Genomic DNA, 25,437 nt, shown 5'->3' with positions numbered 1-25,437 from the left:
GCGGCTTCGCACGGGAAGGCATCAGCTCTCCGAGGAGTGCACCGGTCGGGCAAGCACCCTGGCCGCTTCCTTCGCGCTGCCTCTGCGGGCGACCCGATGGGCTACGCCCTCGTCGTCGTACCGGTAGATCGCCGCACGCAAGTCTGAGTCGAGGAACAACACGTAGGAAGTCCGGTGGCGTGCACCGGGGCGCCGCTCGGTTCGTGCCACTCCGTGTACGACCGCGTGGACCCGCCTCTGCAGCTGCTGCGTCAGCACCTCCATGGAGCTGCCGAAATTCACAACCAGGTGGCCCGGCGGCGTTGAGGCCCGGAACATCCGGTCGCCCACGAGACACACGAGACCGGGATCAGTGGCACGAACGAGGGTGACCCAACCGGAATCACGATGGAATTTCGCTCCGCGCACGGGCTTCTCGGGCCGGAAGTGGTTGAAGCCGAGCATGTGATGGCCCAGCCCCTCTGTCACCCCTCCCGTGACCTTCGGCCAGTCCCCTTCGGGCACAGCGGCATGGCGAAGCACGCTACGGAGCACCACGACACCGAGTTCGGATAGCTGCTCCCCCAGTCGGACAACACCGTCCGGCAGGCACGGCCAGTTTCGCCGTTCCGCATAGAAGTTTTCCCACTGATCTACTTCGTGGTCGACGAATCCCTCGTAGCCGGCCTCAAGATGTACCTCGCGATACCCGCGGAACTCGTCGAGCTCGTCGCCCTCCTTGGCCCGGAAGAAGTTGTGGGCGAAGAGGTCCCCCGCCGTCATCGCCATCTCCGGGGGTATCTCGACGGAGAAGATCCCGTGACGGAGGGCCTCGTCTAATGCAGTCGCACCATCAAAGTGCAACTGCCCACCGGCCACCCGAGCACGCTGCATCCTCAACTCGGGCAGCCGCGATGACTCCGCGCCGTCGCCGGGTAGTTCTGGGAGTTCTACCGGCCGCAGAGTCTGCTCCATCGCCGGTGTCTGCCTGCTCACCACTTCCCCTTTCGCCATCGGAACGGAAACGACGACCGTGCACCGCTACGATGCGTGTGCCTCATCAACTCCGTGAGGGAGCCGGAAGACGGGGCGTTCCGCGGGCACGCGAGTCATCTGCTCCGCCAACTCTTCGATCAACCCATCCTGCGACGTGGCAGTCATGATCGCCTTGCGGAAGTCGTCGTAGAACTCCGCTTGCCTGGTCTTCTCCTCGAACACCGGCAGATCGGCCCGGGCAATGGGCACGTCCGCGACTATGCGCTGTACCAAACGTCGCAGAATCTGCCCCGCCCACGGAATTCGGGAGCTGAAACTCAAGTGGACGGAGGGTCCCTCGGTGGCGCGGACATAGTGCCACCAGCCGCGGGGGATGTAGAGCACGTCCCCCTTGGTCAGTACGCCCGTCCACCAGTCGGTATCCGAACCGGGCAGCGTCGGCCTGGTGAGGGCGACCACTGGGTCCGCCTCCGTGGGCGCGGCCACCTCCCACCGCTTCGCACCTTCGATCTGCACCACGATCACCTCGTGGTCGTCCCAGTGCCGCTCGGATCCGGGGACGGCGCTCTTCTGATTCGCATAAAGGTTCACGTCGACGACCGACCCGACACACTGCTCGATCCGTCCCGCGAGTCGGCGCAACGGGCGGTGGAGTTCGTCGAAGCAGTCAATGACAAGGGTTCCCTCGGCGTCGAGGACCTCGGCCAGACCGCGAGGCGCGAAGCGCCGCGACAATCCGCGCCTGGCGATCTGCGGCGTGATTTCCGTGTACTCGGCCGCATCAACGGAGGACGCGTCGCGGTTCACGTGCATCCGGTCCGCCTCAAAGCGGGTCGAGGACAGGACGTCGTTGATCACTCCCCAATCGCACAGTCCCTGGAACCTGTCCGCCGCCCCCCTCACGAGCAACGCCTGTTTACCGAAGTGCTCCTGCAGGAACTCGCTCTCGTCGAGTGGGTCGACAAGGAAGCCAAGCCCGTCGGTCGTCCGGGGTTCACCCACGGCCCTCTCGGTGATCTGCATTCCCCTACCTCCACTGTTCGTCGTGCGCGCGTCAGATGGACTGCGCCCTCGGGTGACCGATGGCGATGCAGAACTGGTGGCGTAGCGGCGCCTGCCGCTGCCCCTCCCACGACACCTCGTTGTAGGAACGCCCGTACGCCGACGCCTCAAGGCCAAAGGTCCGCGCGGCCAGCCAGAGCCCGTATCCGAACGCGCCAGCGCCGACCACTCGACTGCGGTACGAGGCCACCGGGGGCCCATGGCCCACGCAGACCAGAGCCAGGCAGGGGGCCTTGGTATAGCGTTCCAGCAGTTCCGGGAGCCACAGTGGCGCCCCATACGACTCGAATTGGTCGGCTCCAGGCACCTTTTGGTGCAGACCGCCGGGCAGACCGGGTACGTCGAACGAGGCGATGAGCACCTGCGGGGGTTCACCCTGGCGCCCCCAGTGGCGGCCGTGGAACGACTCCGCCTCGCGCAAGACGTCCATCAGGTCCTTCAGGTCCAGCGGGTCTTTACCCAGCACACGCACACTGCGCCGACTGTCGACTACCTGCTGCAGCGGGCGCACGTCAGAGCGGTCATGCCCCTCGGTGATGCGCTCCGGCCGGCCTCCACGCTGCCGGCTAGGTTCCCCCGCCGCCAAATCCCGAACGACCGCTCCCGCTATCTCATCCAGTTCATACGCCGGCAACGGTGCTCCTCTCCGGCGGCTTGCCCAGGCTGCTGAGGCCGATGACGGCCGCCACGAATTCGTGCCGGGAATCGATGGGAAGCATTTCCGCTACCCGGTCCGACCAGCCGAGTGCGAATTCGGCCCGGAGGCCATATGCATCCGACAGCGCGGCCAGCTGGGCTGCTGCGCAGCCAGAGTCAAGGAGCGCGAGCTGCGGCGCGAACTGCGTGTACTTCGGCTCCAAACGACCGTGCTGACCGAGGAGTACCAACACGGCCGGCGTCGACGTCATCTGGAGATCGATGTGGCGGAGCAGTTCGTCCACGGGCACCGGGTCCGGCGAGCCCGCCACCAGCGCGTGCTCGTTGTCCGAATAGCGATAGACGTTTCCGGGAAGGCCCGGCGCCGCCTCGCGCGCGATCCACAGCATCTCGACGGAGCCGGCGTTGCCACCACTGGCGGTGTATCTGAGTGTGCCGGGGCCCGTCCCGTCCCCATCCGCATACCCCACCGTCATACGCAGCAACGAGGCGATAAGGGCTACGTCCGCCACATCGTGCTCCCCTGCACTCGGCTCGTTGAACACGCCGGGGAGCGGGATCCGGCCGGGCGGCAAACGACGGCGAGGATGCGCGGGATAATCGGCCCTGGCGGCCTCCAGAGCCGACATACCCGACTGGTCGGCACGGTTCAGCGCGCGGCCGGCGGTCAGAGTCGGCGGCACCGCGGCCACCGACCACGCGTAGACATCGCCGGTCTCCGCATGGCCGCTCGCACCGTACACGCGGCTGCCGCACCACTCACACGCGCTGTAGGGCGCGATGAACCAGCGGCTCGCGGCGCCACCACCCACGGGCAAGCGCAGGAGGGTCCGCTGCTCCGATACGTCGGGCAGCCTGGCGAGCATCGACAACGCCTCCGTCGTGGCGAGGGCGGCGAGAACCGCGGCGCCGCCCTCCCAGCGGACCGGCGCATGATCTGCCCAGCCGCGCTCCCGCCTGCTTTGTTCGAAGCAGGCGGGGCAGGCCGTGGCGGGGGGCATGAAGTACGGGCCCAACTCGATGGCGTCTCCACTGACCGAGCAGCGGAGCACGGGAACCCGGAACGGAGCACACGCGGTTGTCACTTCCGATAGCAGACCGGGGGAGGCACCGTCCTCCACGACGAGTGCGAGCACCTGGCCGTCGAGCCCGGCGAGGCCCTGTGCGGCAGCGGGGTCCCGGCCGGCCGTGAAGACCTCCCCCACTCCGGTGTTTTGCAGATCCTCAGCGATACCGCCAGCCACCTGATGAGGCCCCCAGATGCCGACCGTGCCGGCACCGACGGCGCGGAGTACCGCGTGTCCGCCCGGGTAGCCTCCTGTCCTGCCGTGGCGACGCGAAAAGAAGGTCTCCGGCTCGGTCAGAGGGAGTATCCCCGACTCGGGAACGATCTCGATGAGCCCGCGCTCGTCGAGGATGTCGACGGCCTGGTTCAGCTGCCCCTCGCTGAGCCCGAGCACGCCCATGATCTCGTCCAGCGGCTCGGCGGCCTCCAATCGTGGAAGCAGCTTCGGGAGAACGTCGACGGCCGCCCTCCCGCGGAAGACGTGGCGCCGTGGTCCCCCTGCGAGCAACAGTCCGTTCTCGAACGGCACGATCGCAAGCCCTTGGCACAGCCGCAGGCGCCCCGACACGGTGCGGCCATACCTTGTCCAGTCGCGCATTCCCACTCCCTTCCGGCGATCAAACGCCGGGCCTCGCGCCGCATCTGGCGCACCCGTGACAGCCGACGACTGGTTGCATCTCCATCGCGGGCGTAGTCGTGTCGAGCCTCACCACGACGGAGGTGCCGGCCGCGGCGCCGTCGACCCCGGTCGCGGCGGCCACCAAGCCGGCGGTCACTCCCTCGGTCAGCCGCACGTGATGCGGGAGGAATCCCGGCGAGCTGGTCGACCCTCCCTTGTCGAGGGCCGCGTAAAGGTGGTGCGTGGTCTCCGCCTGTGTGTCGTGCTGAATACGCCTTGCCAGATAGCAGTGGAAGCACGCCGATTGCCGGCCCGGTGCGACGAAGGGGCCGACCCTGATGTCGTTGTCCTCCATGACGACGAACAGCGCCGCGCCGCCGACCCGGTGCACATGGGTGTCCACGTCCAGGCAGAGGCCGGGTGCCGGCCGGGAAAGAACGACGATCAGGAACTCCGGTTCCTCGGACAGCGAGGGCGCCTGGCCGTCGATCTCCGCCACGCGGCCGCCCGGAAATCTCGTCACCAGCCTTCGCACCACGTGGAGCGCGAACTGCCCCCGGGCCAGTAAGGTCGGTGAGGAGTAGTGGGCAGGGCGGTCACTCACGCCAGTGGCTGTGGCCATGGGTTCAGTTCCTCCTCCGGCAGCGACCGATAGCCCATGAGGGCGGGCGCCTGATAGAGCCGGACGTGGCCTTTGAACTGCATCAATGGGTCCACGCTCATCGGTTGCAGATCGGGGATCACGACCCGGACCGCTGTGAGACCCACATGTCGCAGCTCTTGTGTGGTGTGGTCGGCGAAGACAGGTCGCATACCCGCCCCGTGCAGTCTTGCGACGAGCAGATCCAGCGCGGTCCGCGGGTCTTCCGGCAGCGGCACCGGACCAGCCGACACCTCGGTGTGCGGCACGCCGGTAAGAAAGTCGAATGCCTGCTCGTTCTCGGGGAGCGCCATGAAACGGGCGCCGTCGTCCACTGAATGGTAGTCGGAGTAGGGCTTGCGAAGATCGTCGCCGTTGCTGCGCAACGAACCCGTAATGCCGGTGGCCTCCATGACCGCCTTCTCGACGGCGGACACCATCCGGCGTCCGGTTCCGGCGCCCACGGCTCTGCGCACCCGCTGGTCGTGTTCCGCGGACAGCACGCAGTACACGGTGGGCACGCCGAGATCCAACGTGGCGTCGAAGAGATGCACATCGACGAAGCGGCGACGGTTCCACTCGATGATCTCTGCGGCCGTCTCGGAGATTGCGGCGGAGTCCACCCGTGGAAGCGGCAGCTTCTGGAGCCACAGGACCGCGAGGCTGTCGCGCTCGGCAATCTCACAGATCGCACCGAGCATGGCCTCCACGGGGTCGCTGTGCACGGAGTATCCGGTCGAGATCTGATGGGTGAACTTCTCCGCCTCCTCCACATCGTCGAGGAAGGGAGACAGCATGACCGCAGGCACCCAGGTCTGTCTGCCCGTGACCATGTCGGTGGCCCGGGACCACCGGATGTCCGCAGACTCGTCGAACGGCTTCGCCTTGCACCCCGGGGTGGTCAACTCAGCCGCTGAACACCGGGGATACCGCGCAGGTTCCAGGCACTCGCCCGCAAGCTCCCTGGCCGAGGCGCGCCTGGTCTCCCCGGTCTGGCGATTGGCCATGGCGTAACGCTCAGCGCCCTCGGCGAGGGAGACGAACCGGGCGTGCTCCGCATCCTCGACGGGGGCCCTGCCACTGCAGAAGGTGTGGTGCCGGAGTCGTACCCCCGCGCCGGGTTTGCCGCTGCCGACAGTGGCGGCGTAATGCGCAAACGGCAAGGGGCTCCGCCATCTCCGGTCCAGTCGTACCACGTTGGCGACCACACCCAGAGGCGAGAGCAGGGGCTCAAGGTCGACCTGGTGATCCGTGTGCCGAGCAGTCAAGGCGGGAGACCTCTCGTCTGCGTACGGCGCACCGACCCGTTTCCGGGGCGGTGCGCCGCACTGACCGAAGATGCGGTTCAGACCTCGCGGTAGGAGCAGTTCCAGTTGCATCCGTTGCAGCAGGCCGAGCCGCACGTGCACTGTTGGACGCATTCCGGCCCGACGAGGGCGAATGCCAGGTCCTCATCGACGGGATCCGCGTAGAGGTCCAGCTCTTCCAGAGTCGTCGACTCCATCGTGACGCTCCCTTCTCGTGTAAGCGCAAGCGGTTGGACACCGCACGCCTGGTGGATTTCATGAACCTCAGTAGTGAGTCTGCAGACCGCCTGCATGGAAGTTGCACGGATCACGTATGGGAATGGCATCGACAGCCGTATCGCGGCCGAGTCACTCCGCTGCCAGGGCACGTCGGGGTAGGGAAGTCACTGCCGGGGATTGCGTGCGCGCAGCGCTCAGGCTTCTTCACTGAGCCTGGCCGCCCGGGAGCGGCAACGCAGAGAGGTGCGTTCGTCGCCGGCATCCCAGCGCGCGGCGGCAAGCACGACCAGTGCCCTGGCCTGCACCAGCCTCTGACCGGTTCTGGCGGACACACGCAGGCTGCGCTCGCACTCCGTGACGCACCCTCGGAGGTCTCCCGCAGAACGGTGAATTTCCGCGAGTCCGCAGTGCGCGCTGGCCACGGCCACGGGCCTCGCAGCTTGGGCGAGGTCCAGCGCACGTCTCGCCTCCTCACCCGCCTGCGCGTAATCCCCCGCAACACGGTGGATCTCCGCCTGGACGAGACCCGCTTCGACCTGGCCGGCCCGATATCCAGCGTGGTCGGCAAGCACCAGCGCGGCGCGGAGGCGTCGCGTCGCGCTGCCGACCCCGCTCTGGCGGAGCTCGGCCTCTGCCAGACCGACCAGCGCGTCTGTTTGGCACTTCACGCTCTCAAGCGTTCTGGCGAGCTCCAGGGCGAGGCCGTACATCGCCGCGGCCTCCTCGAAGGCGCCTTCGCCGACGAGGATCCTGCCCAGGCCGTTGCACGCCTCGGCCCTGGCGTACCGGAAAGCCGCGTCGGCCGCCACGCGCAGCGCCTGCTCATGGGCACGCCTGCTCTCAGTCGGCCTGTGCTGTTCCTGACGTACCCGACCGAGGTTCACCAGAGTCAGTGCTTCGAGGTTCTTGCTGCCGCATCTGTCGGTCAGTCGCAGGGCGGCCAGTAGTCCGCTCTCCGCCTCTTCCAGGTGCGCCAGTTCGAAGTTGGCGGAAGCGAGATTGCTCAGTCCGAGCGCCTCGCCGTACTCGTGGCCCAGTTCCCGGTAGACGGCGACGGACTGCTCGTACCTGCCGACCGCGTCCGCGAGGCATCCCAACTGCTTGTGCGCAACGCCGCCGCCCATCAGCGCGATCGCCTCTCCCTTGCGCCAGGCCGCCGCGCGGGCCAGGGTCCGCCCTTGCTCGTACTCCCGTAGCGCCGTGTGCAGCTCCGTGAGCCGCCAGCGCGCATGTCCGAGAGAGAGGTGCATGGCAGCCTGCCCAGTCAGGTCGCCCTCGGCACGTGCTGCCTGCAGCCCGATGTCGGCGATGCGCAGCCACTCCACGAGCGTTCTGCGGTGGTGGAGTACGTCCTGCACACCATCAACCAGCAGCCATGCGTACATGCGGGGCCCATGCTCTGCGGCGTGCGTAAGCGCCGCCACGATGTTGTCGAACTCTTTCGTGACCCACGCCCACGCCTGTTCTTCGGTTGGGAAGGACTCTTGTCCGACACCGGCCGGAGCCGGATTCTGCGGAAGGCTGTGCACGAGACCCGCTGTGCGGACAACGTTGAGCACTGACTCCATCAGGTACTCCAGCAGCCGGACGACGGCCTCCTCGCGGTCAGCCTCGCTGTCCTCCCGCCGGGCGCATCCGGCCGCGTACTCGAGCAGCAGGTCGTGGCAGGTGTAGCGGTCAGCCTCGGTCTGTGTGAGCAGATGGACCCGGGCCAGGTCGTCGAGCTGGTCGTCCGCCTGTGCACGCGGGATGCCGGCGAGCGCGGCCGCGGCGGAGACACTGACGTCGTGTGCGGGTACGAGGCTCAGCAGCCGGAACATCCGCCGTGAGGCGGGCTTGAGTGTCTCGTACGACTTTTCGAGGGCGGCGCGGATGGTGGTCCGTCCGTCGCCGTCGGCGTCGAGCCGCTCCAAGCGCCCGCGTTCACGCAGATCCCGTACGTAGTCACCGATCGTGCAGTGCCTCCGGTCGCTGAGCCGCGCGGCGGCCACGCGCAGCACTAGTGGCAGGTACTGGCACAGCCCGGCCAACTCGACGGCGGAAGCGTGTTCGTGGTGCAGCCGTTGCTCACCCACCCCGTGCGCAAGCAGTTGGAGAGCCTCGTGTTCCGACAGTACGTCCAGATGATGCCGCCGTGCCCCGTCCAGCGCTAACAGCCCGCTGAGCCGGTCCCGGCTGGTGACTACGGTCATACAGCCGAGTCCGGTAGGGAGCAGTGCTCGGACCTGCGCGGGCTCGGTGACATCGTCGAGCACCAGGAGAATCCGGCGATCGGCCAGGAGAGAGCGGTAGGCGGCAATCTGCGCCTCGACGGCGACGGGGATGTCCGAAGACAAGCATCCGAGCCCCTGCAGCAGCTGGGGCAACACCTGTGCCACCGAGACGGACTCGCCCTCGGTGAAGCCCCGCATGTCGAGGAAGAGCTGGCCGTCAGGAAAGAGATCGGCTGCGCGGCGGGCCCAGTGCACGGCAAGGGCCGTCTTGCCGACGCCAGGGGAACCGGCAATGACGACTAGCCCGTCTCCCTCGGCGTGCGCCCGATCAAGCACCTCCAGATCTGCTCCCCGCCCCACGAACCATCTCGCTTCGGGGGGCAGTTGGCGCGGCGGTGATGGCCGCTCGGACGCAGGCACCGGCGCGCCGCGCGGGGGCGCCAGCTCCGGGTCGTTCTCGAGTATTTGCCGGTGAAGCCGCTGCAGCCCCGGGGTTGGCTCAGCCCCCAACTCGGCGACCAGTAGGTCCCGGAAATCCCGGTAGGTCTTGAGCGCTTCGGCCGTTCTTCCCGCGCGGTACAGGGCCAGCATGAGCTGGCCCCGTAGCCGTTCACGGAGCGGCTGCTCTGCGGCTGCGGCACGCTGATCCGAAATCACCGTGTCGTACTGTCCCAGGCCCAGCAGCGCGTCCGCGCGCCCTTCAAGCGCGCTGCCGCGCAGCTCGGACAGCCGCTGAAACTCGGCGGCGGACGAGACGTCGAGGACGGCCGGAGCCGGCTCTCCGCGCCACAGGCCGAGCGCCTCGTCGTACAGGTCCAGTGCCTCGTGCAGCCGGCCCGCGTCTGCGGCGACGCAGGCTTCGGAGATGCGTGAAGCGAACGTCACGCTGTCCAGTTCGCCAGCACCGACCCGGATGAGGTAACCGGGACTGCGAGTGGCGATGATCTCCGGCCCCCGCACCCCCAGCATACGGCGCAACTCTGCAATCAACGCGCGCACACGAGCGGGAGCAGAGGAAGGCGGCCTGCCCTCCCAGAGGCGGTCGGCGATTCGTTCAACGGAGACGACCTGGCCCGCGTCCAGCAAGAGGATGGTCAGCAGCGCACGTTGCCTGCCCGTCAGCGCGACTGCCCGGCCGTCGACGACCACTTCCAGCGGACCGAGCAGAGAATAGCGCGTTCCTGTTGGCATCGCGGACGATGCTAATCCGGTCACATTTGCCGGACAATTACCTGTTCAGGCACTGCCGCCACCGGGGGCAGCCCGGTGGCGGCACTGCCCCCCTCACCTGTGATCCGGCCCTCTGTACGGCACCTTGCAGAGGGTGGCTGCGATCATCACCGAACGCTCCACGTCAGCTGTCCTGCGTCTTACCCACGGCATCCGTTGTCGTCAGTGCCTTGTCGAGCACGATCTCCTTCTCCCGCGCGACAGTCGGCTCCTCCGGGAAGTGGCACGCCGACAGATGACCGGCACGGTTGCCGCCGATCTGCACCAGCGGCGGCTCCTTCTCGGCGCACAGGTCCTGCGCCTTCCAGCACCGCGTGCGGAAGCGGCACCCCGACGGCGGGTTGATCGGCGACGGTACGTCGCCGGCCAGCCGGATGCGCTCCCGCGGCGTCTCCTCCTCGTCCTCCGAGAGGGTCGCCTCCGGGACGGCCGAGAGCAGGGCGTGGGTGTACGGGTGCCGCGGCCGGGCGTAGATGTCGTCCCGGTTGCCGATCTCGACGATCTTCCCCAGGTACATGACCGCGACGCGCTGCGAGAAATGCCGCACGATCGCCAGGTCGTGCGCGATGAAGAGGAACGCGATGCCCATCTCCCGCTGCAGTTCCTGCAGGAGGTTGACGACCTGCGCCTGGATCGACACGTCCAGCGCCGAGACCGGCTCGTCCGCCACGATCAGCTTCGGCTTCAGCGCCAGCGCCCGCGCGACCCCGATGCGCTGCCGCTGGCCGCCGGAGAACTCGTGCGGGAAGCGGTTGTAGTGCTCGGGGTTGAGGCCGACGGTCTCCAGCAGCTCGCGGACCCGCTTCTCCCGCCCGCCGGGCGGGGTGATCCCGTTGACCTCCATCGGGCTGCTGATGATGGTGCCGACGGTCTGCCGCGGGTTCAGCGACGAGTACGGGTCCTGGAAGATCATCTGGATCTCGGACCGGATCGGCGCCAGCTGCTTGCGCTTGGCGTACGTGATGTCCTGGCCGCTGTACGTGATCTTGCCGCCGGTCGGCTCCAGCAGCCGCGTCAGCAGCCGTCCGGTCGTCGACTTACCGCAGCCGGATTCGCCGACCAGGCCCAGGCTCTCGCCCGCGCGTACCTCCAGGTCGACGCCGTCGACCGCCTGCACGGCGCCGACCCGCCGCTTGATCGGGAAGCCGCCCATGATCGGGAAGTGCTTCGTGAGCCCCTCGACGGTGAGCAGTTCCTCGCCGGCCGGGGGCGGGGTGTTGTCCCGGGGGGCGGGGAGGGTGGGTTCTTCGCTCATGATGGTCAGTCGCTCCCTAGCCCAGCCGGGGCTTGATCTGCTCGATGAAGATGTCCTGCTTCTGCCCGGCGCTCAGATGGCAGGCGGCTCCGCGGCCCTCCGGGAGCGCCGGCCGGTCCGCACCGCACGCCGTGCCGCCGACCTCCCCCACGAAGCCGCACCGCGGGTGGAACGGGCAGCCCGACGGCGGGCTCAGCAGGCTGGGCGGGGTGCCCTTGATCGGTGTCAGCGGCACGTTCACGTCCGACGACAGCCGCGGCATGCTGCTCAGCAGGCCCCAGGTGTACGGGTGCTCGGGCTTGCGCAGCACCTCGCGGGTGCTGCCCCGCTCCACGGCGCGCCCCGCGTACATCACCAGGATGTCGTCCGCGACGTTCGCGATGACGCCGAGGTCGTGGGTAATGAAGACGATCGCGGAGCCGAACTCGTCCTGGAGGCTCCTGAGCAGGTCCAGGATCTGCGCCTGCACGGTCACGTCGAGCGCGGTCGTCGGCTCGTCGGCGATCAGCAGGTCGGGGTTGCAGACGAGCGCCATCGCGATCATGGCGCGCTGCCGCATGCCGCCGGAGAACTGGTGCGGGTAGTCGTCGGCGCGCAGCTTGGCGTTGGGGATGCCGACCTTGTTCAGCATCTCCACGGCCCGCTCGTGCGCGGCGCGCTTGGAGACGCCCATGTGCTTGCGGTACGGCTCGGCGATCTGCCGGCCGACCGTGTAGAACGGCGAGAGCGCGGTCAGCGGATCCTGGAAGATCATCGCCATCTTGTTGCCGCGCAGCTTCTCCAGCTTGCGCTCGGGCGCGCCGATCAGCTCCTCGCCGTCGAGGCTGATCGAGCCCTCGACGTTGGTGAACATCTGGTTGTGCAGGCCCAGCACGGTCAGGTTGGTGACCGACTTGCCGGAGCCGGACTCGCCGACGATGCCCAGGGTCTTGCCGCGCTCGACGTCGAAGGAGAGACCGTCGACGGCCTTGACGACGCCGTCCTCGGTGGTGAACTGCACGCGCAGGTCCTGCACCGAGAGGAAGGCACCGCCCGCGGACGGCGCGGAGCCTTCCGATTCCTTGGTCAGGGTGGTCACTGCTCTTCTCCTAGGACAGACGGATGCGCGGGTCGATGAAGGCGTACGCCGCATCGACGAGGACGTTCATCAGGATGATCATGGTGGACGAGAACAGCAGCACACCCATGAGGACCGGCAGGTCGGCCTTGAACACCGACGCGATGGAGAGGGCGCCAAGGCCCGGCAACGAGAAGGTGAACTCGGTGATGATCGCACCGCCAAGCAGGGTGCCGAGGTCGATGCCGAAGATCGTGACGACCGGGATCAGGGCGCCGCGCCAGGCATAGCGGAAGAAGACGGTGCCACTCGACATGCCCTTGGCCTTGGCCGTCCTGACGTGTTCCTCCTGCAACTGCTCGATCATCGTGGACCGCACCATACGGGTGTAGTTCGACGCGAAGATCGTGGAGAGCACTGCCCAGGGGAGGATCAGCCCGACCATCCATTTCCATGGATTTTCCGTAATGGCGTTGTACGCCGGGTCACCGAAGAGTCCCGTGCTGTACACCAGCGCCCACAGCACGAGCGGGCCGATGAAGTAGATCTGCAGCGAGCCGATGACCAGGGAGCTGCCGCTGACGAACTTGTCGAGCGCCGTACCGCGCCGCCATGCGGCGATCATGCCGGCGCCGACGCCGAAGACGAGGAAGACGACGGCCGCGCCGATGGTGAGCGAGAGCGTGGTGGGGAAACGGTCCTGGATGAGGGTGAGGACGTTCTCGTCGTGCACGAACGAGCGGCCGAGGCAGGGCGCAGGGCAATCGCCCGTCGGGTAGGAACGGCCGGCGAAAATTCCGGAGAGGAAGTTCCAGTACTGCACGGGGACGGGATCGTCAAGGCCGAGGGACCTGCGGATCAGCTCCAGATTCTCCGGCGTGCATTTCTCGCCGCAGGAGATGCGGGCGGGGTCACGCGGAATGGCGAAGAAGAGGAAGAAACAGACCGCGCTGAGGATCAGCAGGATGATCAATGCGCCGATTGTCCGGCGAATCAGGAAACGAAGCATGACTGTGGGCTGCTTTCGAAGGACAAAGCGGCGACGTGGACTGAAGGGTGGTACGCGGGGGCCCGCCGATCGGGCGGGCCCCGCGCACCGGAGGTGGTGTTACTGCTTCACGTAGAGCTTGCGCAGGTCGATGGCACCGATGACGTCGTCGTACTGGACGCCGCCGATCTTCGAGCCGTGGAGCTGGATCTGCTTGTAGTACGTGATCGGGATGTTGGAGATGAGGTCCTTCACCACGTACTGGGAGAGGGTGTTCCACTCCTTGGCGGCCTCGGCCGGGTCCGTGATCTTCTGGATCCGGTCGATCTCCGAGTTGATGTGCTCGTCATTGGTGTGCGAGTAGTTCGACGAACCGTCCTGGATCTGCCGGCCGTCGTACAGCGGCGGGACCACGGTGCTGGCGGACGGCCAGTCGGCGCCCCACGCGCTCACGTACATGTCGAACTTGTTGTCGACGAGGCCGATCTCGTCGTAGTACGTCTCGGAGGAGATCTCCTTGCGCTGGACGTCGAAGCCGGCCTCTTCGAGGGTCGCCTCCATCGTGGGCGAGTAGTTCTGGCCCTCGGGGGTGTTGATGTAGCCCCAGGTGAGCTTGTAACCGGTCTCGCCCGCGTCCTCAAGGATCTTCTTGGCCTTGGCCGGGTCACCGAGCGGCTTCTTCAGCTTGCCGAAGGGGTCGAAGCCGTCCTCGAAGCCGGAGACGGTCGGGCTGATCAGGCCGCCGGCCAGCTCGTGACCCTGCGGGCCGCCGTACGCCTGCTGGTACGGCTGGATGGGCAGCGCGTACGCGATGGCCTCGCGGACCTTCTTGTTCTTCACCCGGTCCATGTTGATGGCCATCTGGGAGACGTACGGCTGGTAGCCGCTGGCCGTGCGCTTCTGGGCCTCGGGGTCCTTGTTCAGCTTCGGGAGCGTGGCGGCGTCCACCTGGTTGTTGAAGCTGACCGCGGTCTTGTTCGCACCCTGGTCGGCCATCAGCCGCTCGGTGGACGTCTCGTACTGGATGTTGAACGTGATCTCGTACTTGTCCGGGTAGGCGTTCCGCGTCACGTCGGTCGCCGGGTCCCAGTGCTCGTTCTTGACCAGCGTCATCGACTTGCCGGTCTTGAAGGACTCGATCTTGTACGGGCCAGCCGTCATCGGGGCCTTGTCGTACTTCTCCTGGGTGTCCTTCGCCTCGGAGACCATCGAGTAGCCCGGCATCGCCAGGGCGTACGGGAGGTCGGGCTTGGGGTCCTCGAACTTGAAGACGATGGTCTTGTCATCCGGCGTCTCCAGGACGGAGTCCGGCAGGTGGTCACCGTCGTACGGGCCCTTGGGCAGCATCTCGCGGTACTCGGTGCCGGGGGTGTTCGCCAGCCACTGCTGGATGAAGACCGGGCCGTCGTTGATGAACTCGGCGAACTGCCGCTCAAAGGTGTGCCGGACGTCCTTGGACGTGATGTCCGTGCCGTCGGCCCACTTGATGTTGTCCTTGAGCGTGTACGTCCAGGTGCGGCCGCCGTCGGAAGGCTTGCCGCTGTCGGTGGCAAGGTCGCCGACGAGGGACTGCTTGCCACTGGCGTCGGCCTTGTAGCCGGTCAGCCCGCGGTGGATCAGTCGCGACAGGGAGCCCTCGTCCGAGACGTATATCTGTCCCGGGTCGAGGTGCGCGTAACTGTCACGCTGCATGACGGAGACCGTGCCGCCCTCCTGGGCCCCCTTGACCTCGGCAGCGGGGCCGGTGGACGCCTTGGCGTCAGCGAACGGGATCTGCGCCTGCTGCTTCTGCGCCTTGTCCTTCTCGTCCTGGCTCGCCTCGTCGTTCTCGGAACCGCTGCTGCAACCGCTCAGGGCCAAGGCCCCCGCTGCGAGCGCCGCCACCATGGCGTGCGATCTGCGTGCACCCCTGATTCTCACTGTCTAACCACCCTGTCTGTCGGTCTTGAGTTGCTGTGTGCGTGTTCACCCGTTGCCACGGCGGTCGCACCCTGGCGGCGGTACGAACGTCAGCGCGCGGCCTTCGGATCGAACGCGTCGCGGACGGAGTCCCCCAGCAGGTTGAAGGCAACCACGAAGATCACCATGGCGATGCCGGGGAAGAACATGAACGTGGGAACGGTCTCGGACACGTCCGCGGCCCTGGAGAACATCAGCCCCCAGTCGGGCGTCGGGTTCACCAGGCCGACGCCGAGGAACGACAGCCCCGCGGCGCTCGTCACGACGGTGGGCAGCTCGAAGGTTCCCTGAACGAGGATGGGGGTGACGAGGTTCGGCAGCATCTCCTTGCGGATGATTCGCCAGTTCGACGCCCCGCTCACCTTGGCGGCCTCGACGAACTCGCGCTCACGCATGGCGAGCGCAACACCGCGCACGATGCGCGCCATGCGCATCCAGCCCAGCGCCGCGAGAATGCCGATCAGCACCGCGACCCGCAGCCAGGTCGGCGTCGCGTCCTCGGGAGCGACGAACATCGCGGTGATCACGGGCATGAACGCCACGAAGAACAACTGGCTCGGGAACGCCAGCATCAGGTCGGTGAAGCGGCCGATCAGGGTGTCGGTGCGCCCCCCGGTGAAGCCGGCGGCCACGCCCAGCAGTACGCCGATGGTCACCGTGAGGAGCGTCACCGCGACGGCGATGGCGAGCGATGTCCGGATGCTGTAGATCAGCAGCGTGAAGACATCGCGGCCGAGGATGGGCTCGAGGCCGAACCAGAACTCGCCGCTGATACCGCCGTTGGGCTTGATCGGGTAGCCGAGGGCGTCGAACAGCTCGGGCTTGCCACTCGCCGAGTTGTACAGCGTGTACGGCGACTTCCCGTACAGCTTCGAGATCAGCGGGGCGAAGATCGCGACAAGCACGAAGAAGCCGACGACATACGCGGATATGACCCCCGCGCGGTCGCGCTTGAAGCGCTGCCACATGAGCTGACCGGGCGATTTGCCGATGTGTTCGGCAGTCTTCTGCCCACCAGGGCCGGCCGAACCCCGCTCGAGTCCTGCGGGGTCGTACGGGGCGCCTTTGGGCGCCTCCGCCATGGCCGGGACCGGACTGTCCATAGGTGATTGCTCCCGAACCGGGTGTGCCGCAGCGCCCGTGCACGCTGCGGTGGTTGACGGGACTTTCGCAACCGATTCATCCCCCAGTCAAGGGGGTGACGGGGGAAGCCGAGGTGCGGAATCGCTTCTTGAGCGTATGTTTTGCAGATTGAGGTCCGTACGTGCTTGACAAGCCGCCTTAGTGACCGACATGTCCGACATATAGCGTCGAAGGTCGTTAACACGTCGGCAACCCACCTGTCGCATCACCGATATACGAACGCGTCACTCTGGGGAGCGTACGGCCGTGCGGGTGCCGTCCCCCGGCCGGGTCCGGCCTGCGCGCCGGATCCGGCCGGGATCCGTCCGCCGCGCGCCGCCGCCCGGCCGGTCTTGCCGCGGGTGTTGTCCGGGGCTCGGGAGAGGTGTAGACCTGGGTGCCGTGTGGGCCCAAAAGGCGCACGGTTGCGTATCGGGGGTCTTCCGGCGATGGAACAAGGACACATATTGGGGCGCGGCGCACGCGTCTTCGGTGCCGTGTGCTGCGCGCTCCTCGCCCTGCTCTCGCTCCTGTGGATGGGCCGCGACGTCGACGTCGCGGCGAGCCTGCCCGACCTGTGGTGGTCCTGGGCGGGCTCGCCCGAGGCCGCCCCCGAGAGCACCTGGGGCACCTCCCTCTACGACCCCGTCCTCGTCTGCGTGTACGCCGTCGCCGGCGTCACCGCCCTGCACTCCCCCGCCGCCGCCGGCGCCCTCGGCGCGGCCGGTGCCGTGACGATCCTGCTGCGCGCCCCCGCGCTGTGGACGCTGACGGCCGACTGGATGCAGAACGTCGACCAGGACCTGCGCAACCGCGCGCTGCTCTCCGCCGGCGTCGCCGTCACCCTCGGCGCGGTACTGCTCATCTCCGTCGCCGCCGGCCGCCGGCCCTCGGAGTCCACCGGCGCCGACTACCTGATGCCCGACGAGCAGCCCCCGCGCCGCCCCGCCCGCGGCGCCGCGGCCACCGGCGTGGTCTTCCTCGCCGTCGCCGCGCTGGCGCTCGCGGCGTGGGAGCTGCGCCGGGCCGCGGTCGTCGGCTGGGACGCGTACGGCAGGCGCCTCAGCGGCGAGCACACCATGTACGCGCTGCTCCAGCCCCCGGTCTCGTACGGCAAGTGGGCGGTCGCCGCCTTCTGCTTCGCGGCCGCCCTGGCCGCGGCCAAGCGCACCCCGCTGTCCCGCCCGCTCGGCATGACCGCCGGCGCCCTCGTGCTCGGCTGGGGGGCGGCCGACACCTCCGTCTACCTCAAGCACGAGGTCTTCGAGCACTTCGGCAGCCTGGGCACGGAACATCAGTTGCAGGCCTGCACGGGAATCGGACTGCTGCTCAGCGGCTTCGTCATCCTGTTCGCGCTCGCGGGGCGCGGGGAGCGCGACCCCATGGCCGAGCCGCTCTCCCGCTGGCAGGAACCCTCCTCGCCGCCTCCCTGGTGACCTCCGGGCGCCGGCCGCACCGCCCCTCCCGGCGGCTCTGCCGCCGCCTCCCGCCGGCCCCGCGCGTGCGACCCCTCCATGCGCCGGTGCGCCGAACGATGCATGGGCACCGATAGTTATGATGCGTGCGCGCGACGGGCATGCATCACGTGCCCGTCAGATGACCCGACCGCAGGTCCCGGGAGGTGAGCCGCTGTGGCTCTGTCGATCTCGCTAGTGCTGCTGCTCGCGATCGTCGTCTTCTTACTTGTGAAGAAGAGTGGCCTGAAGGGCGGGCATGCAGTCGTCTGCATCCTGCTCGGCTTCTACCTCGCCAGCTCGTCGATGGCGCCGACCATCGACGACGTGACACAGAACGTCGCGGGGATGATCGAGAGCATCAAGTTCTGACCCGGCGGGGCCCTCCGTCCGCTCGTCTAGGCTTCCTCCATGAGCAGGGAGCTTCCGACGCGCAGGCTGCTGCTGGTGCATGCGCATCCGGACGACGAGACGATCACCACCGGCGCCACCATGGCGCGGTACGCCGCCGAGGGCGCCCTCGTCACCCTGGTGACGTGCACCCGGGGCGAGGAGGGCGAGATCATTCCGCCGGCCCTCGCCCACCTGGGACCCGAGCGGGACGACGGGCTCGGCGCCCACCGGGCCGGCGAACTCGCCGCCGCCATGCGGGCGCTGGGCGTCACCGACCACCGCTTTCTCGGCGGCCCCGGACGGTTCCGCGACTCGGGCATGAGCGGCCTCGACCAGAACGGACGCCCGGGGACATTCTGGTCCGCCGCCGTCGACGAGGCGGCCGCGCTGCTGGTGCCGGTGATCCGCGAGGTACGCCCCCAGGTGCTGGTCACCTACGACCCCCGGGGCGGGTACGGCCACCCCGACCACATCCAGGCCCACCGCGTCGCGACGCGCGCGGCCGAGCTGGCCGCGGACGCCGCGTACGAGCCGGCCGGCGCCCCGGACGCCGCCGGCGCCGCGGAGCCATGGGCGGTGGCCCGTATCTACTGGACCTGCGTCGCGCGCACCGCGGCGGAGAAGGGCCTCGCGGAACTGGCCGCGGCCGGCCACCCCTTCCCGGGCACGGCGACCGTCGCCGACCTGCCGGGCGTGGTCGACGACGGCGAGGTCACGGCGGCCGTGGCCGGGGGCGCGTACGCGGCGCGGAAGGCGCGGGCCATGGCGGCGCACGAGACGCAGATCACCGTGGCCGAAGGCTCCTTCGCGCTCTCCAACGGGCTGGGCCAGCCGATCCTGACCACCGAGCAGTTCCGGCTCGCCGGCGGCGCGGACGCCGTGCGGCGCGATCCGGGCGCGGTGGAGACCGACTTGTTCGCGGAGGTGGCGGCGTGAGCGCCAAGAAGCGGGCCGTACGCCCCAATTCATCCCCAGGTAGCGGAAACCAGGGCAGCACCGGCGCAAGCCGCGAACGTGCGAACGGCAGCGGCACGGACGGCGGGAGCGGCGGGAGCGCGAGCCGCCGCGGCGGCAACGCGGCCAAGGGCGCCGGGAAGCCCAAGGGCCCCGGCACCGCCAAGGGCGCCGACGCGGGCGGCGGGGGCGCGGAGAAGCGCGGCCGGGCCGGCGGCGCCGCCGCGGCCTCCCCCGCGCGCCGCCCCGCCGCCCCGCCCGCCGGCAGCGCCCTGGCGCGGCCGATCACGATGGGGCGCGTCCTCACGTACCTGGCCGCCCTCGTGCTCGGCGCGCTCGTCGGGATCGCCGGTTCACTCGTCCAGGCGGCGTGGTCACCGGGCGGGCTGCTGCTCGCCCTCGCCGCCCTCGGCGGCCTCTGCTACGGCGCCGGGGTGGCCACCGGCGGCCGCGGCGCGGGCTTCTCGGCGGGCGGCGGCTGGTTCCTCGCGGTGATCGTCGTGTCCCTCAACCGCCCCGAGGGCGACGTGGTCTTCGCCTCCGGGCTCGGGCCGCAGCTCTTCGTCTTCGGCGGGATGGTGACCGCTGTGATCTGCACCACCTTGCCGCAGCTCCTCGCCGTGCTCGTCCCGTCGTCCCGACTCCCCGAGTGACGTGCTCTGTTGGGCCTCGGATGCTGTCAAGTACGCCTTCGCGCGGGTGGCCTAATGCGGTTGTCGGGCCTCAGTGTCGGAGCGGACAAGTATGGTGGTGCGCGCCGCCGAGCTGCCCGCGGGTGCCATGACGGGCGGCGGAGCACTACGGGAGACCTGCCGTGAGCCGAGAGAATGACAGTCCGCCATCCGGTCCCGAGGGACGCGGCGACGCCGCGTACCCGTCGGGGACCCCGCCGTACGCGGGACCGGACACGCCGACCGCCGGCCCCCCCGCGCCCGCTCCGGGCACGGGGGCGGTGCGGGACGGCGACGCGGGCGTTCCCGCGACCGAGACGACGCTGACGACCCGGATCCGGATCAACATCCCCGGCTCCCGGCCGATCCCGCCCGTCGTGGTGCGCCAGCCCCTCGAAGCCGGAGCGGAGGAGCCCGACACCGCCGGCGGTGCCGGCGTCCCCGCGCAGGCCGCGGGGACGGCGGAGGCCGCGGCGCCGGCCGCCAACGGGCAGGGCGCCGGCGCCGGCAAGCCGGCCACGAGCGACTGGTTCGCGCCCCGCAAGGCGCCGAAGGACCCGGCACCCGCCCAGGGCGCGCCCGAGGCCGCGCCGGCGGGACCGCCGCCGGCCCAGCCCCCGATGGCGCCGCCCTCGGGCCCCACGGGCACGACAGACGGCTCCGGGATGCAGTTCCCCGCCTTCGCGCCGCCCGGCGAGCAGGGCGCGCCGCTGGACACCCCGCCGGTCGGCGTCCCGCAGGCGCACCCGGCGCCCGGCGACACGGGTTCCGTGGAAGTGCCGGTGAGCGAGAGCGGCCACGGCTTCGCCGGGGACGACCCGGCCAACGCCCTTCCCGTACGCCCCACTCCGGCCGGCGGCACACCGCGCGGCGGCCTCGGCGGGCCCGGCGGCCCGCCCGGTGGCGTGCCCTCGGGGCCGACGTCGGGCCCCGCCACCGGCAGCATGCCGCTCAAGCCCGCCCCGGCGGGCGGGCGCACCCTGCGCGGCTCCGCCGCGCCGCAGGCGCCCACCGGCGGCATGGGCGACACCGCCGTCGGCGGCATCCCCGCGGTGCCGTCCGGCCCGGACCCCACGCCGTCGCACGGCGTGCCGCGGGGCCCCGGGCACACCCCGGCCCACGGCGTACCGCAGGCCGGCCCGCAGGGCCCGGGTCCCGGGCACACCCCGGCGCACGGCATCCCGCAGCCCGGCCCCGGCGGCTCGCAGTACCCGCAAGAGGCCGCGCCCGCCCCGGGGTTCACCCCCGCCGCGCCGCCCCCCGGCCCCGCACCCGTACCGGGCGGCGACAGGCCGCCCGTGCCGCCGCCCGCCCCCGCCTCCGCCGCCCGCTCCCGCTCCGGCAGCCCGTCGGGCCGGGCCCGCGGCGACCGCAAGAAGCTCGCCGTCATGGCCGGCGCCGGCGTCTTCGGGGTGCTCTGCATCGCGTACGGCGCGGGCCTCGTCCTCAACAACGACGACGTGCCGAAGGGCACGACCGTCCTCGGCGTCGACATCGGCGGCAGCTCCCGCGACCAGGCGGTGGCCAAGCTCGACGAGGCCGTCGAGGAGCGGACGAAGGCGCCGATCGTGCTCCGCGTCGGCGAGCAGGAGCAGAAGCTGACGCCGCAGTCGGCCGGCCTCGGCATCGACACCGCGGAGAGCGTCCGCTCGGCGATGGGCAGCGACTACAACCCGGTGTCCGTCATCGGCTCGCTCTTCGGCGGCTCCCGCGAGGTGGACCCGGCGATGGTCGACGACACCGACAAGCTCCGGGCGCAGCTGCAGGAGATCGCCGACGAGGCGGGCGGCGGCAAGGACGGCATGATCCGCTTCGTCGACGGCAAGGCCGTGCCCGTGAAGGGCGAGCCGCACGAGGCCGTGGACGTGGAGAAGTCGATGAGCGCGGTGCAGGCGGCGTTCGACGAACGGGCGGCGGGCGGCGCGAACAAGCCGGTGACGCTCCCGGTCTCGCAGCAGGAGCCGGCCGTCAGCCAGGCGGAGTTCGACACGGCGATGAACGGCTTCGCCGAGACGGCGATGTCCGGCTACGTCGCGGTGCAGGCGGGCGACCGCTACATCGAGTTCAGCCCGGAGCGCTCGATCTCCGAGTTCCTGACGATGCAGGCGACGCCGGACGGCAAGCTGGCGCCGAAGTTCGACCTGGAGAAGCTGGAGGAGCTGTACGGCAGCACCTTCGACGGGCTCCTCGTCCAGCGCGGCGACGGCAGCAAGACGGAGATCACGCCGAACGACGTGGCGAGCGCCATGATGGGCCCGCTGCGCGAGACCGACCCGGAGAAGCGGGTGGGGGTCATCGACGTCGCGTGACGCCTCCGGCGCGGGCCCGCCTCCGGCGGGGGCGGGCCGGGAGCGTACGGAGAAGGGCCCCGCGGCACTGCCGCGGGGCCCTTGTCGTACGACGGGGCGTCAGGCGTTGCGGCGCCTGCGGGCCACCACGACGGCCCCCGTGCCGAGGGCGGCGAGGCTGCCGACGCCGGAGGCGAGCGGGAGCCAGATGTCGGCGCCGGTACGGGGCAGTTGGCCGGCGCTCGCGTGCGCGTCGTCGGAGTAGCCGGAAGGGGCGGTACGGCTGTCGGGCGGCTCGAACCCGTCACCGGCACGGTCGGCCTCGCCGGCGGAACGGTCGGGGACGGACGCGTCGACGTCGGGAGCGCCGGCCCCGGGAAGATCGGCCCCGGGAACGCGGGCCCCGGAGGATTCGGCGCCTGGATGCTCGGTCCCGGCGGCCTCGGAACCGGGGGCCCGGGCACCGGGAACGTCCGCACCGGCGGAATCGTCCCCGAGGCCCGTGCCCGCCGGGGCCTCGGACGCGGGGCCCGCGGCCTCCGACGCGGGAGCCTCGGCCCCGGGGTTCTCGGCGGGGGCTTCCGAGCCGGCGGAGTCTGCACCGGGGGTCCCGGAACCGGAGACCTCGGCAGCAGGGACCTGGGCACCGGGGGGCTCGGACCCGGGAGCCTTGGCGCCAGGGGCCTGTCGCGCCGCCGGGGCCCCGGCACCGGGCAGTTCCGGCTCGGCGGGCTCCGCACCGCCGTGCGGCGCCCCCGCCCCGGCCTCCTCCGCGCAGTCGTCGTCCGAACCCGCGACCCCGGCCCCGGCCCCGGCCGCCGCCTCCGCGCCCGCTTCCATCTCCGCTTCCGACTCCGCGAACGCCTCCTCCATGTCCGCCGCGAACTCCGGGTCCTGCCCGGACACGGCCGCCCCCGGCCTCTCCGTCGTCACCGGGTGTACGGCCCAGGCCCCCGGGGCCGCGCCGCCCGCGAGGGCGGCCGTGGCGACCAGCGCCCCGCTCAGCACGCGGAGCCGACGGCGTGACAAACGCTTCATGGTGGGTGTCCCTCTGCTCGGTGACGGGGCATCAGCTGCCGACGCCCACCATGGCTATCACCGATACGTGATAAACCGACTAAAACGACTTCCCCCGCCGCGGCAGATTCGCCCCGTCGGCCTACCCGCCCGCCCCCGGCTTCGCCCCCGCGCCCGGGCCCGCCCCCGGCCGCCCGGGACCCGGCTCGTCCTCCCACTCCGCCGCGAAGTGGCACGCCGACGGGTGCGCCACCGCCCCCTTCTCCTCCCGGAACCACGGCGGCACGTCCAGCGCCGGGTCCTTCTCCGCGCACACCGGCTGCGCCTTCCAGCACCGCGTCCGGAACCGGCACCCCGACGGCGGGTTCGCCGGCGACGGCACGTCGCCGCTGAGCAGGATCCGCTCCCGGGTCTCCCGCCCCTCCGGGTCCGGCACCGGCACCGCCGAGAGCAGCGCCTGCGTGTACGGGTGCGTGGCATGCTCGTAGATCGCCTCGTCGGTGCCGGACTCCACGATCCGGCCCAGGTACATCACGCCGACCCGGTCCGAGATGTGCCGTACCACCGACAGGTCGTGCGCGATGAAGATGTACGACAGGTGGAACTCGTTCTGCAGCCGCTCCAGCAGGTTCACCACCTGCGCCTGCACCGAGACGTCGAGCGCCGAGACCGGTTCGTCCGCGACGATGATCTCCGGCCGCAGCGCGAGCCCGCGCGCGATCCCGATGCGCTGCCGCTGGCCGCCCGAGAACTGGTGCGGGTAGCGGTTGATGTGCTCGGGGTTGAGCCCGACGACGTCCAGCAGCTCCTGGACCCGCCCCCGCCGGCTGCCCTTCGGCGCCACCTCGGGGTGGATGTCGTACGGCTCGCCGACGATGTCGCCGACGGTCATCCGCGGGTTGAGCGAGGTGTACGGGTCCTGGAAGACCATCTGGATGTTGCGCCGCACGGCCCGCAGCGCGCGCCCGGACAGCCGGCTGATGTCCTCGCCCTTGAACCGGATACGGCCGGCCGTGGGCCGTTCCAGGTTGACCAGCATCTTGGCGATGGTCGACTTGCCGCAGCCCGACTCGCCGACGATGCCGAGGGTTTCGCCGCGCCGCAGGTCGAAGGAGACGCCGTCGACGGCCTGTACGGCGCCGATCTGCCTGCGGAAGACGATCCCCTGCGTCAGCGGGAAGTGCTTGACGAGGTCGCGTACCTCGAGGATCGTCTCCCCGCCCGGCGCGCCGGGCCGTGCCTCGGTCACCTCCGGGCTGGTCATGCGACTGGTCCTTGCTCAAGGCCGGTCATGCAGCTGGTCCTTCCAGAAGTGGCACGCGCTCCCCCGCCCCGGCAGCGGGCGGCCCGCGTCGTCCGTGACCTCGTACAGCGGCGGGCGGTCGGTCCGGCAGACGTCCTGGGCGCGCGGGCAGCGGGGGTTGAAGGGGCAGCCCGGGGGGATGGCCAGCAGGCTGGGCGGGGTGCCGCGGATGGCGCTCAGCTCCTGGCCCTTCTGGTCCAGCCGCGGGATGGAGTCGAGCAGGCCGCGGGTGTACGGGTGCGCCGGCGCCTTGTACAGGTCGTGGACAGGCGCCGTCTCCATGATCCGGCCCGCGTACATCACCGCGATCTTGTCGGCGACATCCGCGACCACGCCCAGGTCGTGGGTGATGAGGATCAGCCCCATCCCCGTCTCCTCGCGCAGCTCCGCCAGCAGGTCCATCACCTGCGCCTGCACGGTCACGTCGAGCGCCGTCGTCGGCTCGTCCGCGATGATCAGCTCGGGCCCGAGCGCCAGCGCCATCGCGATCATGATGCGCTGCCGCATGCCGCCGGAGAACTGGTGCGGGTAGTCGTTGACGCGCTCCCGGGCGGCCGGGATCCGTACCCGCTCCATCAGCTCGATCGACCTGGCCCTCGCCTCCGCCCGGCTCGCGCCGCGGTGCACGCGGAACATCTCGCCGAGCTGGAAGCCCACGGTGAGCACGGGGTTGAGCGACGACAGCGCGTCCTGGAAGATCATCGCCATCCGCTCGCCGCGCACCTTGCGCCGCGCCTCGCGGCCCAGCTTCAGCAGGTCCTCGCCCTGGAAGACCACCTCCCCGCCGGTGACGAACCCGGGCGGCGAGTCGAGGATGCCCATCACGGCCTGCGCGGTGACGGACTTGCCCGAGCCGGACTCGCCGAGCACCGCCAGCGTCTCGCCCGCGGCCACGCTGTACGAGACGCCGTTGACGGCCTTCGCCACCCCTTCCCGGGTGCGGAACTCCACTTGCAGGTCGCGGACGTCGAGCAGTGCGGTCACGGGC

At 70.0% G+C, this 25,437-nt stretch carries 21 protein-coding genes; 5 read left to right on the top strand and 16 right to left on the bottom strand.

Annotated elements, in window-relative coordinates:
• Window positions 1–21: 21 nt before the first annotated feature.
• The 13 genes from LG396_RS39690 to LG396_RS13350 all read right to left on the bottom strand — a co-directional run bounded on the left by LG396_RS39690 (window position 22) and on the right by LG396_RS13350 (window position 16,350).
• Entirely contained in the window at window positions 22–975 is a 954-nt protein-coding gene (locus LG396_RS39690) for a 2OG-Fe(II) oxygenase family protein (protein WP_158693839.1), read from the bottom strand.
• A 45-nt stretch (window positions 976–1,020) separates the two neighbouring features.
• A complete protein-coding gene (locus LG396_RS13405) occupies window positions 1,021–1,998 on the bottom strand; it encodes a JmjC domain-containing protein (RefSeq protein ID WP_037740791.1) in 978 nt (325 codons plus the stop codon).
• A 31-nt stretch (window positions 1,999–2,029) separates the two neighbouring features.
• Complete coding sequence (locus LG396_RS13400; RefSeq protein WP_225794947.1) at window positions 2,030–2,503, bottom strand: hypothetical protein; 474 nt, start codon at window positions 2,501–2,503, stop codon at window positions 2,030–2,032.
• A gap of 154 nt (window positions 2,504–2,657) precedes the next feature.
• Window positions 2,658–4,358, bottom strand: a complete 1,701-nt coding sequence (locus LG396_RS13395) for a nitroreductase family protein (RefSeq protein WP_225794946.1) — start codon at window positions 4,356–4,358, stop codon at window positions 2,658–2,660.
• Window positions 4,359–4,377: 19 nt separating this feature from the next.
• Window positions 4,378–5,001 carry a TOMM precursor leader peptide-binding protein gene (locus tag LG396_RS13390; protein WP_225794945.1) on the bottom strand — a complete coding sequence of 208 codons (624 nt, stop codon included), beginning with the start codon at window positions 4,999–5,001 and terminating at the stop codon, window positions 4,378–4,380.
• Window positions 4,980–6,398 (bottom strand): YcaO-like family protein, encoded by a 1,419-nt coding sequence (locus LG396_RS13385; RefSeq protein WP_078572657.1) that lies wholly within the window; start codon window positions 6,396–6,398, stop codon window positions 4,980–4,982. The genes LG396_RS13390 and LG396_RS13385 overlap by 22 nt, the downstream gene beginning before the upstream one ends.
• Window positions 6,365–6,523 (bottom strand): hypothetical protein, encoded by a 159-nt coding sequence (locus tag LG396_RS13380; RefSeq protein ID WP_158693838.1) that lies wholly within the window; start codon window positions 6,521–6,523, stop codon window positions 6,365–6,367. The genes LG396_RS13385 and LG396_RS13380 overlap by 34 nt, the downstream gene beginning before the upstream one ends.
• Window positions 6,524–6,739: 216 nt before the next feature.
• Entirely contained in the window at window positions 6,740–9,949 is a 3,210-nt protein-coding gene (locus LG396_RS13375) for an AfsR/SARP family transcriptional regulator (RefSeq protein ID WP_225794943.1), read from the bottom strand.
• A 163-nt stretch (window positions 9,950–10,112) separates the two neighbouring features.
• Window positions 10,113–11,243, bottom strand: a complete 1,131-nt coding sequence (locus LG396_RS13370) for an ABC transporter ATP-binding protein (RefSeq protein ID WP_225794942.1) — start codon at window positions 11,241–11,243, stop codon at window positions 10,113–10,115.
• Between the two features lie 16 nt (window positions 11,244–11,259).
• Complete coding sequence (locus LG396_RS13365) at window positions 11,260–12,321, bottom strand: ABC transporter ATP-binding protein (protein ID WP_037740780.1); 1,062 nt, start codon at window positions 12,319–12,321, stop codon at window positions 11,260–11,262.
• 10 nt (window positions 12,322–12,331) lie between these two features.
• A complete protein-coding gene (locus tag LG396_RS13360) occupies window positions 12,332–13,309 on the bottom strand; it encodes an ABC transporter permease (protein ID WP_225794941.1) in 978 nt (325 codons plus the stop codon).
• 99 nt (window positions 13,310–13,408) lie between these two features.
• A complete protein-coding gene (locus LG396_RS13355; protein ID WP_225795064.1) occupies window positions 13,409–15,175 on the bottom strand; it encodes an ABC transporter substrate-binding protein in 1,767 nt (588 codons plus the stop codon).
• A gap of 122 nt (window positions 15,176–15,297) precedes the next feature.
• Window positions 15,298–16,350: an ABC transporter permease gene (locus LG396_RS13350; RefSeq protein WP_225794940.1), complete on the bottom strand. Its 1,053-nt coding sequence runs from the start codon at window positions 16,348–16,350 to the stop codon at window positions 15,298–15,300.
• Between the two features lie 486 nt (window positions 16,351–16,836).
• On the opposite strand from LG396_RS13350, the gene LG396_RS13345 reads away from it, so the two are divergent.
• The 5 genes from LG396_RS13345 (at window position 16,837) to LG396_RS13325 (ending at window position 22,150) form a co-directional block, all read left to right on the top strand.
• A complete protein-coding gene (locus LG396_RS13345; RefSeq protein WP_225794939.1) occupies window positions 16,837–17,805 on the top strand; it encodes a hypothetical protein in 969 nt (322 codons plus the stop codon).
• A 195-nt stretch (window positions 17,806–18,000) separates the two neighbouring features.
• The gene (locus LG396_RS13340) at window positions 18,001–18,195 is read left to right on the top strand and encodes a hypothetical protein (RefSeq protein ID WP_018834960.1); all 195 of its coding nucleotides are present in this window, start codon (window positions 18,001–18,003) and stop codon (window positions 18,193–18,195) included.
• A gap of 39 nt (window positions 18,196–18,234) precedes the next feature.
• Window positions 18,235–19,152, top strand: coding sequence for an N-acetyl-1-D-myo-inositol-2-amino-2-deoxy-alpha-D-glucopyranoside deacetylase (gene mshB, locus LG396_RS13335; RefSeq protein ID WP_225794938.1), 918 nt, complete (start codon window positions 18,235–18,237; stop codon window positions 19,150–19,152).
• Complete coding sequence (locus LG396_RS39685) at window positions 19,149–19,823, top strand: DUF6113 family protein (protein WP_225794937.1); 675 nt, start codon at window positions 19,149–19,151, stop codon at window positions 19,821–19,823. Before mshB ends, LG396_RS39685 begins: the two co-directional genes overlap by 4 nt.
• A gap of 161 nt (window positions 19,824–19,984) precedes the next feature.
• The gene (locus LG396_RS13325; RefSeq protein WP_225794936.1) at window positions 19,985–22,150 is read left to right on the top strand and encodes a peptidoglycan binding domain-containing protein; all 2,166 of its coding nucleotides are present in this window, start codon (window positions 19,985–19,987) and stop codon (window positions 22,148–22,150) included.
• A 99-nt stretch (window positions 22,151–22,249) separates the two neighbouring features.
• Here the strand turns inward: LG396_RS13325 and LG396_RS13320 are convergent, their stop codons facing one another.
• The 3 genes from LG396_RS13320 to LG396_RS13310 form a co-directional block, all read right to left on the bottom strand.
• Entirely contained in the window at window positions 22,250–23,158 is a 909-nt protein-coding gene (locus LG396_RS13320; protein WP_225794935.1) for an LPXTG cell wall anchor domain-containing protein, read from the bottom strand.
• Window positions 23,159–23,288: 130 nt separating this feature from the next.
• Window positions 23,289–24,410, bottom strand: coding sequence for an ABC transporter ATP-binding protein (locus LG396_RS13315; RefSeq protein WP_225794934.1), 1,122 nt, complete (start codon window positions 24,408–24,410; stop codon window positions 23,289–23,291).
• A gap of 15 nt (window positions 24,411–24,425) precedes the next feature.
• Entirely contained in the window at window positions 24,426–25,433 is a 1,008-nt protein-coding gene (locus LG396_RS13310; RefSeq protein WP_018852991.1) for an ABC transporter ATP-binding protein, read from the bottom strand.
• Window positions 25,434–25,437 lie beyond the last annotated feature (4 nt).

This window comes from Streptomyces aculeolatus (genome assembly GCF_020400605.1).
Classification (GTDB): Bacteria; Actinomycetota; Actinomycetes; order Streptomycetales; family Streptomycetaceae; genus Streptomyces; species Streptomyces aculeolatus.
The sequence above is the reverse complement of the archived record's forward strand: the minus strand, read 5'-3'. Positions and strand labels throughout refer to the sequence as shown.

Excerpts from the sequence above, each read along its gene's own strand:
- LG396_RS13355 (WP_225795064.1), bottom strand. The coding sequence starts at position 15,175 with ATGGTGGCGGCGCTCGCAGCGGGGGCCTTGGCCCTGAGCGGTTGCAGC.
- LG396_RS13405 (WP_037740791.1), bottom strand. The coding sequence starts at position 1,998 with ATGCAGATCACCGAGAGGGCCGTGGGTGAACCCCGGACGACCGACGGG.
- LG396_RS13380 (WP_158693838.1), bottom strand. The coding sequence starts at position 6,523 with ATGGAGTCGACGACTCTGGAAGAGCTGGACCTCTACGCGGATCCCGTC.
- LG396_RS13395 (WP_225794946.1), bottom strand. The coding sequence starts at position 4,358 with ATGCGCGACTGGACAAGGTATGGCCGCACCGTGTCGGGGCGCCTGCGG.
- LG396_RS13385 (WP_078572657.1), bottom strand. The coding sequence starts at position 6,398 with ATGCAACTGGAACTGCTCCTACCGCGAGGTCTGAACCGCATCTTCGGT.
- LG396_RS13390 (WP_225794945.1), bottom strand. The coding sequence starts at position 5,001 with ATGGCCACAGCCACTGGCGTGAGTGACCGCCCTGCCCACTACTCCTCA.
- LG396_RS13350 (WP_225794940.1), bottom strand. The coding sequence starts at position 16,350 with ATGGACAGTCCGGTCCCGGCCATGGCGGAGGCGCCCAAAGGCGCCCCG.
- LG396_RS13315 (WP_225794934.1), bottom strand. The coding sequence starts at position 24,410 with ATGACCAGCCCGGAGGTGACCGAGGCACGGCCCGGCGCGCCGGGCGGG.
- LG396_RS13370 (WP_225794942.1), bottom strand. The coding sequence starts at position 11,243 with ATGAGCGAAGAACCCACCCTCCCCGCCCCCCGGGACAACACCCCGCCC.
- LG396_RS13360 (WP_225794941.1), bottom strand. The coding sequence starts at position 13,309 with ATGCTTCGTTTCCTGATTCGCCGGACAATCGGCGCATTGATCATCCTG.
- LG396_RS13375 (WP_225794943.1), bottom strand. The coding sequence starts at position 9,949 with ATGCCAACAGGAACGCGCTATTCTCTGCTCGGTCCGCTGGAAGTGGTC.
- mshB (WP_225794938.1), top strand. The coding sequence starts at position 18,235 with ATGAGCAGGGAGCTTCCGACGCGCAGGCTGCTGCTGGTGCATGCGCAT.